Genomic DNA, 14,413 nt, shown 5'->3' with positions numbered 1-14,413 from the left:
CGTTAACGGAATTGGTCGGTCATCTCGACCCAGCCGGTGGTGTCGCGACGGTGGTCGGTCACGTTGCGGCATTCGCCGTAGATCCGCATGACGCCGACGCTGTTGCGGTCGGGGTCGCGGTACAAAACCGCCGTGACGCCGTTCTTCGAGAGTGTGGTGCCGTACAGGTACTGGTTCGGCGGCAAGCCCTTCTGCCAGCCGCGCGCAGTCATCGCGTCGGCCACCTGGTCGAAGAAGCCGCTCGAGGGCAGGTCGAAGGTCAGGTAGATCGCGCCCTGGTAAGGCGGATCGTTCTGGTTCTCGCATGACATCAGCAGGTAGCCGCCGGTCGGGTTGCGCAACTTCGCGGTGCCGACGATCTCCTTCGCCGCGGCGAGCACTTGGCTTTTAGTCTGGTCGTCGGTGAGCGCATCGACGGGATGGTCTGTCGCGCTGTCATGCACGCGCAACACGAGCAAACCCGCGCCCACGATCCCCATTGCTGCCAGCACGGCAAGAAGCACCAGCAGGCGTCGGCTTCTCGTGCCGGTCACGTTGTCGGGCACCTCGGGCCTGCCATATTGCCCATTCTGGTTGAATCGCGCCATGGACGGCTCAGTGACGGTGCACATGTCCGCACCCGCGATGAAAATCTGGGAGCTCGTGGCCGACGTGCGCAACATCGGCCAGTTCTCGCCCGAGACGTTCGAGGCCGAGTGGCTCGACGGCGCCACCGGCCCGGCTGTGGGAGCCCGATTCCGCGGACACGTCCGCCGCAACGAGATCGGCCCGGTGTACTGGACGACGTGCCGGGTCACCGACTGCGAACCCGGCCGGGTGTTCGCGTTCGACGTGTTGATCGGGGACAAACCTGCCAACCACTGGCGCTACGAGATGGCACCCAGCGGCGACGGCACCGACGTGACCGAGTCGTTTCGGCTGCAGCCCTCGCCGCTGCTTCGGATCTACACCGCGACCATCGGCCGGCTTCGCAGGCGGCGCAATCTTCGCGACATGCGCAAGACGCTCGAGCGGGTAAAGACCGTGGTGGAGGCGAGCTGAGCCCTTGCGCTCAGCTCGAAAGCTGTTGTCTCGTTTGGCGGATCTGCCAAGTGGCTATGCGTGCGCCGAAGGGAGACCCGACATGACTCACTGCGCGCTTACCCGGCCCGCCGCTGTCGCCGTGGCCGCGACTGCCATCCTTCTACCGCTGCTAACCGCTTGTGGCGGAAGCAGTTCGGACAACAAGATTACCACCAGCACCACCACAAGCAGCACTACGACGTCGCCGACCAGCACCACCGAGTTGACGCCTACGCCGTGCTGTGCGCCCACGAACTCCACAGTGACCGTGTCACCGGCACCGGGCGATACCACGGTGACCATCGTGCCGCCGGTCCCCGAGATTCCCTCGCCGCCGGCGATCCCGGCGCCACCGGCTATCCCGCAGATACCGGCGATCCCGGGTCGCTGATGCTCAGCGCTTTTCGCAGGTGAACTGGCAGACGTCGGTATAGCCCTCGCGGAACAGTTCCGCGCAGCCGGTCAGGTATTTCATGTACCGGTCGTACACCTCTTGCGACTGGATCGCGATCGCCTGCTCCTTGTTGGCCTCCAAGTTGGCCGCCCAGGTGTCCAGCGTGCGTGCGTAGTGCAATCGCAGCGGCTGTACGCGCGAGACGTTGAAGCCAGCTTGGGTCGCGTGGCGTTTGACCGTCACCGGCTGCGGCGAATCGCCGCCAGGGAAGATCTCGTCCATGATGAATTTGAAGAACCGCAGATGCCGCATGGTGACCGGCAAATTGCGGGCCGCAAACTCCTCGTCGTCGGGTTTGACGATGGTGTGCAGCAGCATCACCCCGTCGGCGGGTAGCGCCTCGTAGGCCATCTTGAAGAAAGCGTCGTAGCGGTCGCGGCCGAAGTGCTCGAAGGCGCCGATGGACACGATGCGGTCGACGGGCTCGTCGAACTGCTCCCAACCCTGCAGCAGAACACGCTTGGACCGGGGGCTCGGCGAGTTGTCGAACAACTTCTGCACGTGCGCCTGCTGGTTCTTCGACAGGGTCAGCCCGACGACGTTGACGTCGTACTTCTCGAGTGCGCGCATCATGGTGCCGCCCCAGCCGCAGCCGACGTCCAGCAGCGTCATGCCGGGCTGCAGCCCCAGCTTGCCCAGCGCCAGGTCGATCTTGGCGATCTGCGCCTCTTGCAGCGTCATGTCGTCGCGCTCGAAATACGCGCAGCTGTAGGTCTGCGTGGGATCGAGGAAAAGGCGATAGAAGTCGTCGGACAGGTCGTAGTGGTGCTGGACGTCCTCGAAGTGGGGCGTCAGATCAGCTGGCGTTTCTGGCAATGTCGATCCTGTTCAGCGGCTGCTAGCCGGCTTCCATGTCGGGGCCGACCCGGGAGATGTTGCGGATGGTCGTCACCGATGGTACGAGATCGGCGACCTAACGAGTTTGCAGAGGGCGGTCAGCCGTCCTGTGCCTTCTTCTCCTCTTCGGGCACCTGTGAGCCGTCCCCGCCGTCCTCGCCTTCGTCGCCCTTCTGGTCGTCATCGTGTTGGGCCTGGGCGCGCTCGTTGCGTTCCCGGTCGCGCTCAGCTGCTTCGCTGCGCTCGTCGCTGATGTCGCCGTGCACCGGGTTGCCCTCATCGTCGATCCAGTCGTTGACTGCCGTTCCCGTCACGGTCGCGTCGGATCCGGGCAGCACGGTCGTCGGGCGCTCCTCCGTGTAGGACTTCGCCATCTCTTTGGCGTGTTCCTTGTGCTCGTCGGTGGGTTCCGGCTTCTCGGCGATCTGACCGGACTCGTAGCGTTCGACATCCTCGCCGCCGCCCGTGGCTTGCTGCTCGCCGCCCTGTTCGCGGTCGGTGTCTTGCTGGCGGTCGGCGTCTTGCTCGCGGTCGGTCTGCTGGGAGCTGCCTTGTTCGCTCATGATGAACTCCAATTTCGACACTGCGTCACACGGTGTTCTGCACGGACTGCCCCGAACCGGTACAGACCAAACCACCGTGTGTCAAGCGGTCGGGTTGGCGCCCAACACCCGCTGCATGTCGGGCTTCATCGCCTGCAGCTGACCACCCCAGTAGCCCCAGCTGTGCGTGCCGTTGGGCGGGAAGTTGAACACACCGTTACTGCCCCCGGCCGCGAGGTAGCGCTGCTGGAACTCCTTGTTGGTGCGGATCGTCAGTCCCTCCAAGAACTGCGCGGGGATCTGCGCGTTGCCAAGACCGGCGTCCAGGTCAGTCGGATTGCCGTTGCCGCTGTACACCCAGATCCGCGTGTTGTTGGCGACGAGCCGGCCGATCTGGTTCATCGGGTCGTTGCGCTGCCAGGCCGCGCCACCGTATGGACCCCACATGTCGAGCGCGTTGAAGCCACCGGCGTCGGCCATTGCGACGCCCACCAGCACCGGCCACAGACCGGCCGACAAGTTGAGGAAGCCCGACAGCGAGCCGGCGTAGATGAACTGATTCGGGTGGAACGCGGCCAGGATCAGCGCCGAGCTGCCCGACATCGACAGCCCCACCACGGCGTTGCCGCTGCTGCTGATTCCCCGGTTCGCCGCCAGCCAGGCCGGCAGCTCTGAGGTCAGAAACGTTTCCCACTTGTAGGTGTAGGTCTGGCCGTTGCCCACCGCCGGCCGATACCAGTCGGTGTAGAAGCTCGACATTCCACCGACGGGCATGACGACCGACAGCCCCGAGCCGTTGAACCAAGAGAACGCCCCGGTCTCGATGTCCCAACCGTTGCGGTCGTCGCGGGCGCGCATGCCGTCGAGCAGGTAGACGGCCTTGGGACCGCCGCCCTGGAACTGCACCGGAATGTCGCGTCCCATCGCGGCGGACGGCACCATCACGGTCTCGGGTGCGTCGGCTCTGGCGGTCGCTGGTTTGCCCGCGACACCGATCATCGCGAACGCGAACACCAACGCGAGGAAAACTGCCGCCAACCGGCGCGGCCAGTGCATTGCTGGAAATGTGTGCATGATTCCCACCCCTGAGTTGTCTTACCGAGTTATCGGCTGTCGCGAGTCTGCGGTTACACCCCGCACCGATTGTTGCTGCTGTTAAAACTGTTCAGTGCTGCGATTGCGTCTGGGATTGGTCGGCGTTGTCGTCACCGCATGCGCGGTGCTGCCGGCATCGGCCGCTGATGCGGCCGGGCTCAGCCCGTTGAGTCCGCTGGTGGAGGCCGCCACGGCCCGGCTGCAGACCGCCGATGCGGTGGCTGCGGCGAAATGGCTGACGAAAGGAAGCGTCGAAGACTCCGCTCGGGCGGAACAGGTACTGGCCGCGGTGGCAGCCGACGCGGCTGCGGCCGGCATCGACACCGACTACGTGCAGCGGGTCTTCGCCGACCAGATCGCCGCCACAGAAGGCGTCGAGTACGGACGGTTCTCCCAGTGGAAGCTCGATCCCGGCGCAGCGCCTGCCTCTGCTCCCGACCTTGCGGCGACGCGATCGGCGATCGACTCGCTCAACCACACGATCGTCGGCGAGATCGCCGCACAGTGGCTGCTGCTGCACTCGCCGGACTGCGGCGCCGCCCGCGCGCAAGCCGTCGCCGAGGTCGCCGACGCGCATAACCTCGACGCGCTGTACAGGCAGGCGCTCGGGTTCGCCACTCGCTCCTACTGCCGGGCTTAGCCGAACAGCGGCAGCGCGCGCTTGCGGGCCAGCGCGTTCATGCCGGCCTGGATGGTGTCCTGCACCTCCTGGTACTTACGCTGCACGTACTCGTCGTCCTCAGCCCGCGACGGGTCATGATCCACCTCGACCGGCGGCATCAGGCGTGTGCGGATCTTGGCCGGCAGGGGGAACTGCGGCAGCGCGGCCGGCGCGATACCCCACGGCAACGACACCGCGAGCGGAAAAACCTTGAGCCGCAGGATCTTGTCCAGCCGCAACGTGCGCGACAACCGGTCACCGCGGATCAACACCGGCATGGCGTCGGCACCACCGACGGTCGCGATCGGCACGATCGGCACGCCGGCGCGGATCGCCATCTTGACGAATCCGGTGCGGCCGGCGAGGTTGGCGCGGTCCCGCTCGCGCCACGGCCGCAGCGAGTCCACTTCTCCCCCCGGCCACAATGCGACGTCGCGTCCTTCGGCCAATGCGGTGGCGATCGAGTCGGGCGCGGCCGGTAGCACTCCCATCGCTCGGAAGTAGCGGCCGATGACCGGAATCGCCATCAGTGCGTCGTGCGCTGTGCCATGCAGCAGCCGGTCTTGGCCGAACCGGCGCCACCACTGCACGCCGACGGTCCACGCGTCCCAGACGAACGGCGCGCCCGAGTGGATGCCGATGAGCAGCACCGGTGGCTCCGGCAGGTTCTCCCAGCCGTCCATCTCCATCCGGAACCAATAGTCCACCAGCGAATTCCACAAGTACTTCTGGCGCTGCATCGTGGCTTCGTCGGGGCCGCTGAGCTCCCATTCGCCGGCACGCTGGGCCACCCAGCCGCTGACCCCGCCCTCCTGCTTCGCGCGCCGGCGATCCATCTGCTCGCGAGCCTGGTCGGCGAATTGTTGGGCTTGTTCTCGAACATCCGGTGATCGGTGGTCGGTAGTGGTCATGCGGGGCGCATACCCGCTGTGGCCGCCGGGTACGCCCCCGCGCCGCAGCACTTGAGCCGTGTGACCGGTGTGGCTACTGCACCGTGAGCACGCCGTGCATGCCCGGGTGATAGGTGCAGTGGAACGGATAGCTGCCGGGCTGTGCCGGTGCCGTGAACGTCACCGTCGCTTCTCCACCGACTTCCACGTCGAACGCGTTGGCGGTGTCGGCGGTGACGGTGTGTTCTGCGGCGTCTTTGTTGACCACTGTCACCTGCGCGCCCGCCGGCACCGTCAGGTCGGTGTACCGCATCCCTTCGATGGTGATCGCCGCCGCCGCGACCGGCGCCGGCGACGATGCGGGCGCGGGCGTGGTGGTCGGTTCAGAGGCACTCTCCTGGGTGACGTTCGAGTGCCCGCAGGCGGCGACGGCGATCGCCGTCGCGCATGACAAAGCAGCCAGTCCGATTCGTGTCGTCATACAAGAGACACGACACCGGCGGCGAAAGGTTCACCGCGTCGTCGGGTCAGGCGGGCGTGCCGTCGGTGTTGTCGAAGAACCGCCACTCGTCGTCGACCTTGACTTCCATGCGCCAGCCGAGTTCGTCGTTGTGGGAAGCCTTGTCGACGAACCAGGCGTGCGCGTCGTCGGCGCTCGCGATGTCGCGTGTCTCGACGACCTCGCCCTTGGGATCCAGCACTCGATACGTTGCCATAGTCGCGTCATTCCCCGGATCGGCGCATCCGAATCACATCGGCAGCCGGCGAAACGAATGCGTGGTCAGGGCGCGCGGTAATCGGCGGCTACGCCACACGAGCCCACAACCAGGAGGGCCGGCATGGCCAACCCGATCGATGTGCAGAAGCATCTGGCCGGCGTGTTCTGACAGCCGGGCCACCGATCAGGTGGCCGTGCCTTGCCCTTGCTCGGCAGCCCGCTGCCCTTCAGACCGCTGGCCTTCAGACCGCTGGCCCTCAGCCCGCTGCTCATGGGCGCCCTGCTCTTCGCGGGCCGCGGGGTCGAGGCGGTCGGCGTGCTGGGCGCGCTTGTCGAGGTCGTCGCGCGCTGACGCGACGTCGCTCTGATGCGCGGCGGCTCGCTCCTGCAGCCGGGCCGCCTCGGCGGCCTTCGCCTCGGCTTCGGCCTGCGCGGCGCGCGCCTTGGCGGCGGTCTCTTCGGCCAGCGCTTCGCGGCGTTCCACTTTTGCGGTCTGCTCGCGGACCTCGCCGCGGATGCGCTCGGCCTCCACGCGGCGCCGCTTCATGCGGTTCTGCCGCGCGATCAGCACCACAGCGACAATCAGCACAATCGCCACGACGACGGCAAGGATTATCCAGCCCACGGTATTCATGACCGCTCCTTATTGACGTAGACGTCGGTAGGCAAGAGCGTGCCCGGGGCGCTGGGTGTTGAAACCCTGCGGTCAGCTCAGCTTGGCGATGCGGGTGTCGGCGATGTGCTCGACGAGTTCGCGGGCGTCTTCGAACACCACCTCCGCTCCGCCGGCGGTCAGCTCGTCGCGGGAGACACCGCCGCTGAGCACACCGATGCTGGGCACCCCGGCGCGCCGGCATGCTTCGACGTCCCACACCGAGTCGCCGAGGAACACCGCTTGCTCGGCGGTGACGCCGGCGCGCTCGAGCGCGACCTCGATGATGTCGGGTTTGGGCTTGGCGGTGTCGACGTCGGCCGACGAGGTCATCTCAGACACCAGGTGGTCGCGGTCGAGCACCGTGCGCAGGATCGCCAGCTCGTCGTCGGGCGCCGACGTCGCCAGCACCACCTGCAGGCCCATCGCCGCGACCCGCTCGAGGATCTCCTGACCGCCCGGCAACACCCGCAGCAGCGGAGTCAGCTCTTTGTAGTAGCGCGAATGCAGCTCTTTGAGCCGCTGCTTCACCTCGTCGTCGACGTCTCCGGCCAGCGTGCCGACCAAGGTGGAGCCGTCCATCCCGATCGAGCGGTGGATGCGCCACGCATCGGCAGCGATGCCGACGTCGTGGAACGCACGCGTCCACGCGTGCACGTGAAGGTAATTGGAATCGACGAGCGTGCCGTCGATGTCGAACAGCACAGCGGGCGCACGGGAAGCGGTCACCGGGCGCGGGTACCCACGGCTCACCGTTGTGTACCTTCTGGGTCCTGCGCGATACCTACACCGCTCTTATAGGCTGACGGGTGAGCGCCGATGGCCAGATACTTGTTGGCTGCCAGCCCGATTCCCGGGCATGTCAGCCCCCTCCTGCAGATCGGCGCAGATTTGCGTCGCCGCGGTCACCGGGTCAGCATGTTGACCGCAGCGCACTACCGCGAGGCCATCGAGGCGCACGGCATGCGTGCCGTCGCACTCCCCCCTCGGGCCCATCCCCGCCGGCACCGACGACGAACCTCTTCACTTCCGGTCCCCCGCATCGTGGACCGCTGGAACTGCGGGCGTGCGGAAATGCGCGCGATCTTCATCGACCCGCTGATCGCGCAGTATCGGGCGCTGCAGCGAGCACTCGACGACGAACGCGTCGACGCGGTGCTGTGCGACGTGGCCTTCACCGGCGCACTGCCACTGCTGGTGGATCGGCGAGCGCGTCCGCCGGTGTTGGTCGGCGGGGTCGGGCCGTTGACACTTTCCAGTGTCGACACCCCACCGTTCGGCATCGGCTGGCACCCGCGGCCGAAGACGAACTACCGGGCGATGACCTGGGTCGTGCAGCACGTGCTGTTCGCCGACATCCAGGCGCAGCTCGACGCGGCGCTGCGCACGGTCGGGCTCGGTGGCTCGCCGGTGTTTCTGACCGACTGGCCGGTGCTGGCTGAGCGCGTTCTGCAATTCACCGTGCCGCGCACGGAGTATCCACGCAGCGATCTGCCGTCATCGGTGACGTTCACCGGCCCGGTGATCACGCCCGCCACCCGCCGACACCGCCCATTGGACCCACCTTGGTCCAAGCTGGCGGCCAGTGGCCGCAACGTCGTTCACGTCACTCAAGGCACATGGGACAACAGTGATTTGAGCGAACTGATACATCCCACTCTCGACGCATTAGCCGATCGCGACGACCTCGTCGTGGTTGCGACCACAGGACGCGCAGGGTCCTCCACGATTCGCCGGCCCATCCCCCGCAACGCCTACCTCACCGACTTCGCGCCGTACCACCAGTTGCTTCCGCATGTCGACGCGATGATCACCAACGGTGGGTACGGCGGTGTCCATCATGCGCTGGTGCACGGGATCCCGTTGATCGTCGCGGGCGCTACCGCCGACAAACCCGAAGTGGCGGCGCGGGTGGCCTATACCGGAGCCGGGATCGACCTGGGCACTGCACGCCCCGGACCCGCTGCGATCGCCCACGCCGTGCATCGGCTTTTCAGTCGCGATTCGTATCGAATTGCAGCGCAAGAACTTTCCCGTGAACTGCGTGCCTACAACGCCTTCGACGCGATCGCCGACGCGCTGGCGGCCGCCGTGCGCGACGGCACCCGTGCGGTGTAGCGGAACGCTCTGCCCGCTATCGGGGCGACGTCCCGCAATGCCCGACGTCTCGGACATCGTCGTGCGCTCGGACGGCCAGCCACGGTAACGCCGCGGCGAACGCGCGCGCGGCGAAAGGCCAGTCATGCTTGCCCGGCAATCGGGCCACGACACACGAGATGCCGTTCGCGGCGCCCAGTGCACAGAGCGAATCAGCGGCCATCCCGGGACTCATTGCGGCGGCGCCCGCGTCGGGACCCTGTGCGACGGTAGGCCCTTCGCTGTCGGGGACGGCGAAGATTCCGGCCACCCCACGGTACGGCCCGTGCCGGCTGATGACCGTGGTCGGATCGAACGACGCCCACGCGTCAGCGTCGCCGCCGAACAGCCGCTCGATGGTTTGTGCCTTGTTGCCGGCGTTGGGGGCGAGATCACCTGCGACGTCGAGGAACGCGGTGAAGAGATCGGGATGCATCACGGTCAGATCCACCGCGCAGGTGCCCCCGGCGGAGAACCCGACGACGCCCCAGGCGCCGGGGTCGCTGCTCACGTCGAACGCCTGGATCAGATGTGGCACAACGTCTTTGGTGACATGGTCGGCGGCTCTGCCGCGCGGACCGTTGACGCATTCGGTGTCCACGGTGAACGCACCGCCGGTGTCGACGAACGCTGCCACCGGCGCAACGCCGTCGTGTGCGGCCGCGAACCTGTCGAGGGTGCTGACCGCATCACCCGCGCGTAGCCAATCGGCCGGAGTATGGAACTGACCGCCGACGAACACGAGCACCGGCAACTGTTGCGGATCACGGTCGAACCAGGCCGGCGGCAGATAGACCCACTCGTTGCGGTGTCGGAAGCCAGAGCCGGCAGTTCCCGTGTCGACCCGGACAACGGCACCCGTGCGCGGCGCAGCGGCGCCTGCCCGCATCGCACGCACAGTCGTCAGGTCGGTCTCATGAGGCAGCGGCCCACCAGTCAGCTGATTCCAGGCGACGTCGACCGTCGGGAAGTAGCCGATCCAGCCGTTGACGGTCAATCCGGCGCTCAGTAGGCAAAACGACACCGCGAACACCAGAACGTTGCGGCGCCGCCAGCCGGCGCCGGACCAGCCGAATACCGCGAGGGCCATCGCCATGCCGGTCAGGGACACCCACAGCCACAGCGACCAGGGCGGCATCTCGCTGGCGAGGCCCGCTGTGGCGAACCACCAGCGTGCCGCCGCCCCGGCCAACACACCGAGCGCCACCGCCGTCGGCACACCGCGACTGCGCCGTCGCCCCCATCCGATCGCGTGCCACAGTGCGACGACCGTGACGGCCTGCACTGCCAGGGGTATCGCTCCGCCCGTCAGCGACGCGCTCGCAGTGGATGCCGCGAGCCCGGCGCTGTCCAACACCGCTTGCCCGCCGCTCATCGCTGCACCTTTCCGCTGGACGGGACTACCCGCACGGTGGGCGAAGAAACGAGGCTACCGCGCCGGCAACCCCTGGGCGGCCGGACCGATTCCGTCACCGTCCGCCGGCCCTGCGGTGTCGAATAAGAATCACAGGTTTGCCGGGAAAGGGCCGTCGATGAGCATCGAGCACACGAGCGTGATCGCTCACCCGCTACCGGAGGTGTTTTCGTGGCACGCCCGGCCAGGAGCAATGCCGCGGCTGATGCCGCCGTGGCAACCGTTGACTCCTCTGTCTGAGGCGGAATCACTGGCCGACGGGCGGGCGGTGCTCGGTCTTCCCGGTGGTTTGCGCTGGGTCGCTGTCCACGACCCGAACGGCTATGTGCCACAACGACAATTCGTCGACGCATTGGCCATCGGCGGATGGCGGCACACCCACCAGTTCAGGGAAACAAGCGCGGGCCACACGCTCATGCGCGACCGGGTCGACACGCCGGTCCCGGCGCGGGTGCTGCGCCCGATGTTCGTCTACCGGCACCGCCAACTTGCCGACGACCTCACCGCTCACCGCACCGCAGCCGAGCACGGCTTCACCGCACGAACCGTCGCGCTCACCGGTGCGTCGGGCCTCGTCGGCTCGGCGCTGTCGGCGTTTCTGACCAGCGGCGGCCATCGCGTCGTCCGGCTCGTACGCCGCCAGGCCGGCGGGCGCGATGAACGCCACTGGGACCCGGCCGATCCGGCGCCGAATCTGCTCGACGGTGTGGATGCCGTGGTCCACCTCGCGGGCGCATCGATCGCCGGTCGGTTCACCGCGGCACGCCGGCGCGCGATCCGAGACAGTCGCGTCGAGCCCACCCGACTACTCGCCGAAGCCGCGCAAAGAACTGACAACGGACCGTCCGTCTTCGTCAGCGCCTCGGCCATCGGGTTCTACGGATTCGACCGTGGCGACGAGGTGCTCACCGAACACACCGAGCGCGGCGAGGGCTTTCTGGCCGACGTCGTGGCGGACTGGGAGGCCGCAGCCGCCACCGCGGCACAGGCCGGCCTGCGGGTGGTGACGGTGCGCACCGGCATCGTCCAAGCCGCCCGCGGCGGAACCCTGCGGCTGCTACGGCCGCTCTTCGCCAGCGGCCTCGGCGGCCGGCTGGGCGCTGGCACGCAGTGGGTCTCGTGGATCGGTATCGACGATCTGGTCGATGTCTATTACCGGACCCTGTGGGATGACCGGCTAGCCGGACCCGTCAATGCCGTTGCGCCACAAGCCGTTCGGAATTGCGAATACACCCGGACGCTGGGCGGCGTGATGCACCGCCCCACGCTGCTGCCGATCCCGGCGTTCGGGCCGCGATTGCTGCTGGGCGCAGATGGCGCCCGCGAGCTGGCTGAAGCCAGCCAACGCGTCGTGCCCCGCCGCCTCCTCGAAGTCGGGCACCGGTTCCGCCATCCGCGACTGACCGATGCGCTCAGCCAGCAACTGGGCCGGCTGCGCGGTTGAGCTGCAAACCGTAGACACGGGTGGCGTTGCGAAAGGCGATCAGCTCGGCCACCCGGATTGCGTCGGCTGCACTCCACTGCCCTGCGTCGACGAAGCCCTGCAGAACATCGCGAATCGCGTTGCGCCACAAGGCTGCTCCGAGATAGTGCAGCTCGGCCGGCCCGAATCCATCCGACGAGTACAAGATCTTGCGGAACGGCGCAAGTTCGAGCAGCCGGCCGACGACCCCGCTGCCGCGGGCCCCGAGGTGGTTGATCGACAGGCCGCCGTCGACGTAGACGTTGTTGAACGCCTGCGCTAGATAGCCCGCTTCCCGCTCGTACGGATAGCAGTGCAACAGCATGATCGGGGTATCGCCACTGGCGCGCAGGAAGTCCAGCAGCAGCAGCGGATTCGTCTTGTGCAGGTCGCAATCGCGGTCGCCCAGACCGACGTGAAGCTGCAACGGCTTGCCCAGCCGCAGCGCGCGGTGCAGCCCGAACCGCAGCAGCACCCGGTCGGTCAGCCGGCCGCCGCTGTCCCGCCAGCGCGCGGCCGCGTGGGCGACCTCGGTGCCGGATGGCTCCGACAGGTCGCCGTCGAAACCGCCGCGATAGGCCAAGATCGACTTGGTGGCGATCGCGCCGGCCGCCCGCCGATGCAACTGCTCGTCGAACGCGTCGGCATACCGGCCATCGGCAGCCCGAGCATCCTCGGCGACCGTTTCGAGCCGCACCACTTCGTGAGCACGGCCGCCGGACAGCGCGGCCATGTCGTCGGGGCCCGCCACATCACCGGAAAGTCCGGTATCCACAAGCCAATCCGACACTCCGGCGCGGGGCAGGAAAATCCGGGCGAGGTCCGCTTCGCTGTGTTCGCTGCGCCGCTGCCAGTAGTCTTCCGCAACCGCATGCGCGCTCAAGCCCAGCAGCGGCGCGCAGTGCGCGCGGACGGCGAACCCCAGCTGGGTGTCGAAGCCGGAATCGAACTCCGCGATCGGTTCGGTGTTGGCTTCGTTCAACGCGTTCTCGAACCGGCTGCGGTCACCGCTGCGAGTCCAGCAGCCGTGCACGTGGTGGTCGACCAGCGTCAGCCGGGCGACGTGTTCGGCGAGGCCCGAGGCGGTCACAGACTCCACGCCATGCGGAACTTGTCGGCCAGTTCGGCCGGCTCCAACGTCCCGTACGTGGCGTGCTCGTAGCGGCGCACCGCGACGGTCACGTCGACGGCAGCGTCACCGAGGATGGCGCGTATCCGCCGCGACCCGTCGAGCGCGTCGAGCACCGTGGCTTGATCCGTCGGCAGCGCGAATACGCCTGCCTGGCGGCGTTGTTCGTCGGACAACGACGCGGGATCCACCGCGACTTGCGGTGGCAGCGGCGTGCGGTTCTCGATCCCGTCGAGGGCCAGGCCCAGGATCACCGCGGATGCGAAGTACGGGTTGGCCGAAGGGTCGACGACCTTGACCTCGACATTGGCGCCGTGCGGGTTGGCCGGGCCGCCGAGCACAAACCGTACCGCCGCTTCACGGTTCTCGGCCCCCCAACAGACGTTGGCGCCCGCCCAGGAGCCCGGCTGCATTCGTAATCCGGAGACGATGGAGCCGCTCAGCACGCCTTGCGCTTCGGGCAGACCGGCGAGAATTCCGCCGATCGCGTGCTCGCCGTCCGGCGTCATTCCCTGTGCGCCCGACCCGCCGGAGAACACCGGTCCGCCGTCCTTTGTCAGCGAAAAGTGTTGGTGCGCACCAGATCCCACACTGCCGGCGAATGGTACCGGCGAATAGGTGACGCGTGTGCCGTAGCGGCGCGCCACCCGGCCCACGATCAGCCGCATCAGCACCAGCTGGTCGGCCGCGGCGACCGGCGCCAGCGGCGACAAGGAGATCTCGAACTGGTTGGCGCCGTACTCGGGGTGGAATTGCTCGACGCCGATTCCGGCGGAGGCTGCCGCTGTGGTGACGTCGCGCACGAAGTGCTCGTGTTCGAGCACACCGGCGAGGCCGTATTGCGCCCACAGCGCAGAAGGCAACCGGCTGCCGTCGGGGCCGACGAGCAGGAACTCGATCTCGTGGCCGAACGACGCCTCGAAGCCGGCGCGGCGAGCGCGCTCCTCGACGCGGCGCAGTGTGCCGCGGCTGCACGCCGGTATCGGGTCACCGTGCTGGTCGAAGAATGAGCCCGGCGCCCAGGCCAGCCCGTCACCCAACGTGCGAAGGGCACCGAGGTCCAGCCGGATGCGCTCGTCGCCGACCACGCCGATGTCTTTGGTGAATGCGATGCCGGTCTGGTCGATCGTGAAGACGTGCCACACCGGGCTGGCGCCCAAGCCGGGATCGGCGAAAGCGGACAACCGGCGCGGTGGCACCATTTTCGCGTGCGTGAGGCCGGCAGGGTTCACCACGGTGCCGATCACGGTTTCGATGCCGCCGGCGTCGAGCTGGGCGAGGGACGGTGCGGCCGGCGCTTCGTCTGTCATCTCAGACATTGTGCAGGGCGCACACCCCGGATGAGGTGTTACCGCATCACG

The 14,413-nt window shown here is 67.6% G+C and carries 17 protein-coding genes; 4 read left to right on the top strand and 13 right to left on the bottom strand.

Annotated features, from left to right (window positions below; translation table 11 throughout):
* Positions 1-2 precede the first annotated feature (2 nt).
* Positions 3-479: a lipoprotein LppJ family protein gene (locus AC5Y39_RS07805; protein ID WP_500017077.1), complete on the bottom strand. Its 477-nt coding sequence runs from the start codon at positions 477-479 to the stop codon at positions 3-5.
* A 106-nt stretch (positions 480-585) separates the two neighbouring features.
* Between AC5Y39_RS07805 and AC5Y39_RS07800 the strand changes: the two genes are divergently transcribed.
* Positions 586-1,041 (top strand): SRPBCC family protein, encoded by a 456-nt coding sequence (locus tag AC5Y39_RS07800; protein WP_500016713.1) that lies wholly within the window; start codon positions 586-588, stop codon positions 1,039-1,041.
* 87 nt (positions 1,042-1,128) lie between these two features.
* Here the strand turns inward: AC5Y39_RS07800 and AC5Y39_RS07795 are convergent, their stop codons facing one another.
* The 4 genes from AC5Y39_RS07795 to AC5Y39_RS07780 all read right to left on the bottom strand — a co-directional run bounded on the left by AC5Y39_RS07795 (position 1,129) and on the right by AC5Y39_RS07780 (position 3,969).
* A complete protein-coding gene (locus AC5Y39_RS07795) occupies positions 1,129-1,356 on the bottom strand; it encodes a hypothetical protein (protein WP_500016715.1) in 228 nt (75 codons plus the stop codon).
* Between the two features lie 100 nt (positions 1,357-1,456).
* Positions 1,457-2,332: a cyclopropane mycolic acid synthase family methyltransferase gene (locus AC5Y39_RS07790; protein WP_500016717.1), complete on the bottom strand. Its 876-nt coding sequence runs from the start codon at positions 2,330-2,332 to the stop codon at positions 1,457-1,459.
* Between the two features lie 119 nt (positions 2,333-2,451).
* A complete protein-coding gene (locus AC5Y39_RS07785; protein WP_500016718.1) occupies positions 2,452-2,916 on the bottom strand; it encodes a hypothetical protein in 465 nt (154 codons plus the stop codon).
* Positions 2,917-2,997: 81 nt separating this feature from the next.
* Positions 2,998-3,969: an esterase family protein gene (locus tag AC5Y39_RS07780; protein ID WP_500016720.1), complete on the bottom strand. Its 972-nt coding sequence runs from the start codon at positions 3,967-3,969 to the stop codon at positions 2,998-3,000.
* A 94-nt stretch (positions 3,970-4,063) separates the two neighbouring features.
* On the opposite strand from AC5Y39_RS07780, the gene AC5Y39_RS07775 reads away from it, so the two are divergent.
* Entirely contained in the window at positions 4,064-4,630 is a 567-nt protein-coding gene (locus tag AC5Y39_RS07775) for a chorismate mutase (protein ID WP_500016722.1), read from the top strand.
* Here AC5Y39_RS07775 and AC5Y39_RS07770 read toward each other — a convergent pair.
* The 5 genes from AC5Y39_RS07770 to AC5Y39_RS07750 all read right to left on the bottom strand — a co-directional run bounded on the left by AC5Y39_RS07770 (position 4,627) and on the right by AC5Y39_RS07750 (position 7,640).
* Entirely contained in the window at positions 4,627-5,562 is a 936-nt protein-coding gene (locus tag AC5Y39_RS07770) for a lysophospholipid acyltransferase family protein (protein ID WP_500016724.1), read from the bottom strand. The genes AC5Y39_RS07775 and AC5Y39_RS07770 overlap by 4 nt on opposite strands.
* Before the next feature lie 73 nt (positions 5,563-5,635).
* Positions 5,636-6,022 (bottom strand): cupredoxin domain-containing protein, encoded by a 387-nt coding sequence (locus AC5Y39_RS07765; protein WP_500016726.1) that lies wholly within the window; start codon positions 6,020-6,022, stop codon positions 5,636-5,638.
* 46 nt (positions 6,023-6,068) lie between these two features.
* Positions 6,069-6,257 (bottom strand): hypothetical protein, encoded by a 189-nt coding sequence (locus AC5Y39_RS07760; protein ID WP_499908327.1) that lies wholly within the window; start codon positions 6,255-6,257, stop codon positions 6,069-6,071.
* Positions 6,258-6,443: 186 nt separating this feature from the next.
* Positions 6,444-6,893: a hypothetical protein gene (locus AC5Y39_RS07755; RefSeq protein ID WP_500016728.1), complete on the bottom strand. Its 450-nt coding sequence runs from the start codon at positions 6,891-6,893 to the stop codon at positions 6,444-6,446.
* A gap of 72 nt (positions 6,894-6,965) precedes the next feature.
* Positions 6,966-7,640: an HAD family hydrolase gene (locus AC5Y39_RS07750; RefSeq protein WP_500016730.1), complete on the bottom strand. Its 675-nt coding sequence runs from the start codon at positions 7,638-7,640 to the stop codon at positions 6,966-6,968.
* A 90-nt stretch (positions 7,641-7,730) separates the two neighbouring features.
* Here AC5Y39_RS07750 and AC5Y39_RS07745 point away from each other — a divergent pair, with 90 nt between their 5' ends.
* Positions 7,731-9,029 carry a glycosyltransferase gene (locus AC5Y39_RS07745; protein ID WP_500016732.1) on the top strand — a complete coding sequence of 433 codons (1,299 nt, stop codon included), beginning with the start codon at positions 7,731-7,733 and terminating at the stop codon, positions 9,027-9,029.
* A 16-nt stretch (positions 9,030-9,045) separates the two neighbouring features.
* Here the strand turns inward: AC5Y39_RS07745 and AC5Y39_RS07740 are convergent, their stop codons facing one another.
* Entirely contained in the window at positions 9,046-10,422 is a 1,377-nt protein-coding gene (locus tag AC5Y39_RS07740) for an alpha/beta hydrolase (protein ID WP_500016734.1), read from the bottom strand.
* Between the two features lie 157 nt (positions 10,423-10,579).
* Here AC5Y39_RS07740 and AC5Y39_RS07735 point away from each other — a divergent pair, with 157 nt between their 5' ends.
* A complete protein-coding gene (locus AC5Y39_RS07735; protein WP_500016736.1) occupies positions 10,580-11,905 on the top strand; it encodes a TIGR01777 family oxidoreductase in 1,326 nt (441 codons plus the stop codon).
* On the opposite strand, the gene AC5Y39_RS07730 is transcribed toward AC5Y39_RS07735, so the two are convergent.
* Complete coding sequence (locus AC5Y39_RS07730) at positions 11,874-13,022, bottom strand: amidohydrolase family protein (RefSeq protein ID WP_500016738.1); 1,149 nt, start codon at positions 13,020-13,022, stop codon at positions 11,874-11,876. The genes AC5Y39_RS07735 and AC5Y39_RS07730 overlap by 32 nt on opposite strands.
* Positions 13,010-14,362 carry a type I glutamate--ammonia ligase gene (locus AC5Y39_RS07725; protein WP_500016740.1) on the bottom strand — a complete coding sequence of 451 codons (1,353 nt, stop codon included), beginning with the start codon at positions 14,360-14,362 and terminating at the stop codon, positions 13,010-13,012. Before AC5Y39_RS07725 ends, AC5Y39_RS07730 begins: the two co-directional genes overlap by 13 nt.
* Between the last annotated feature and the right edge of the window lie 51 nt (positions 14,363-14,413).

The organism is Mycobacterium sp. NGS39 (assembly GCF_059812765.1).
Note: the sequence above shows the minus strand (reverse complement) of the source record. Positions and strands in the feature narration are given on the sequence as shown.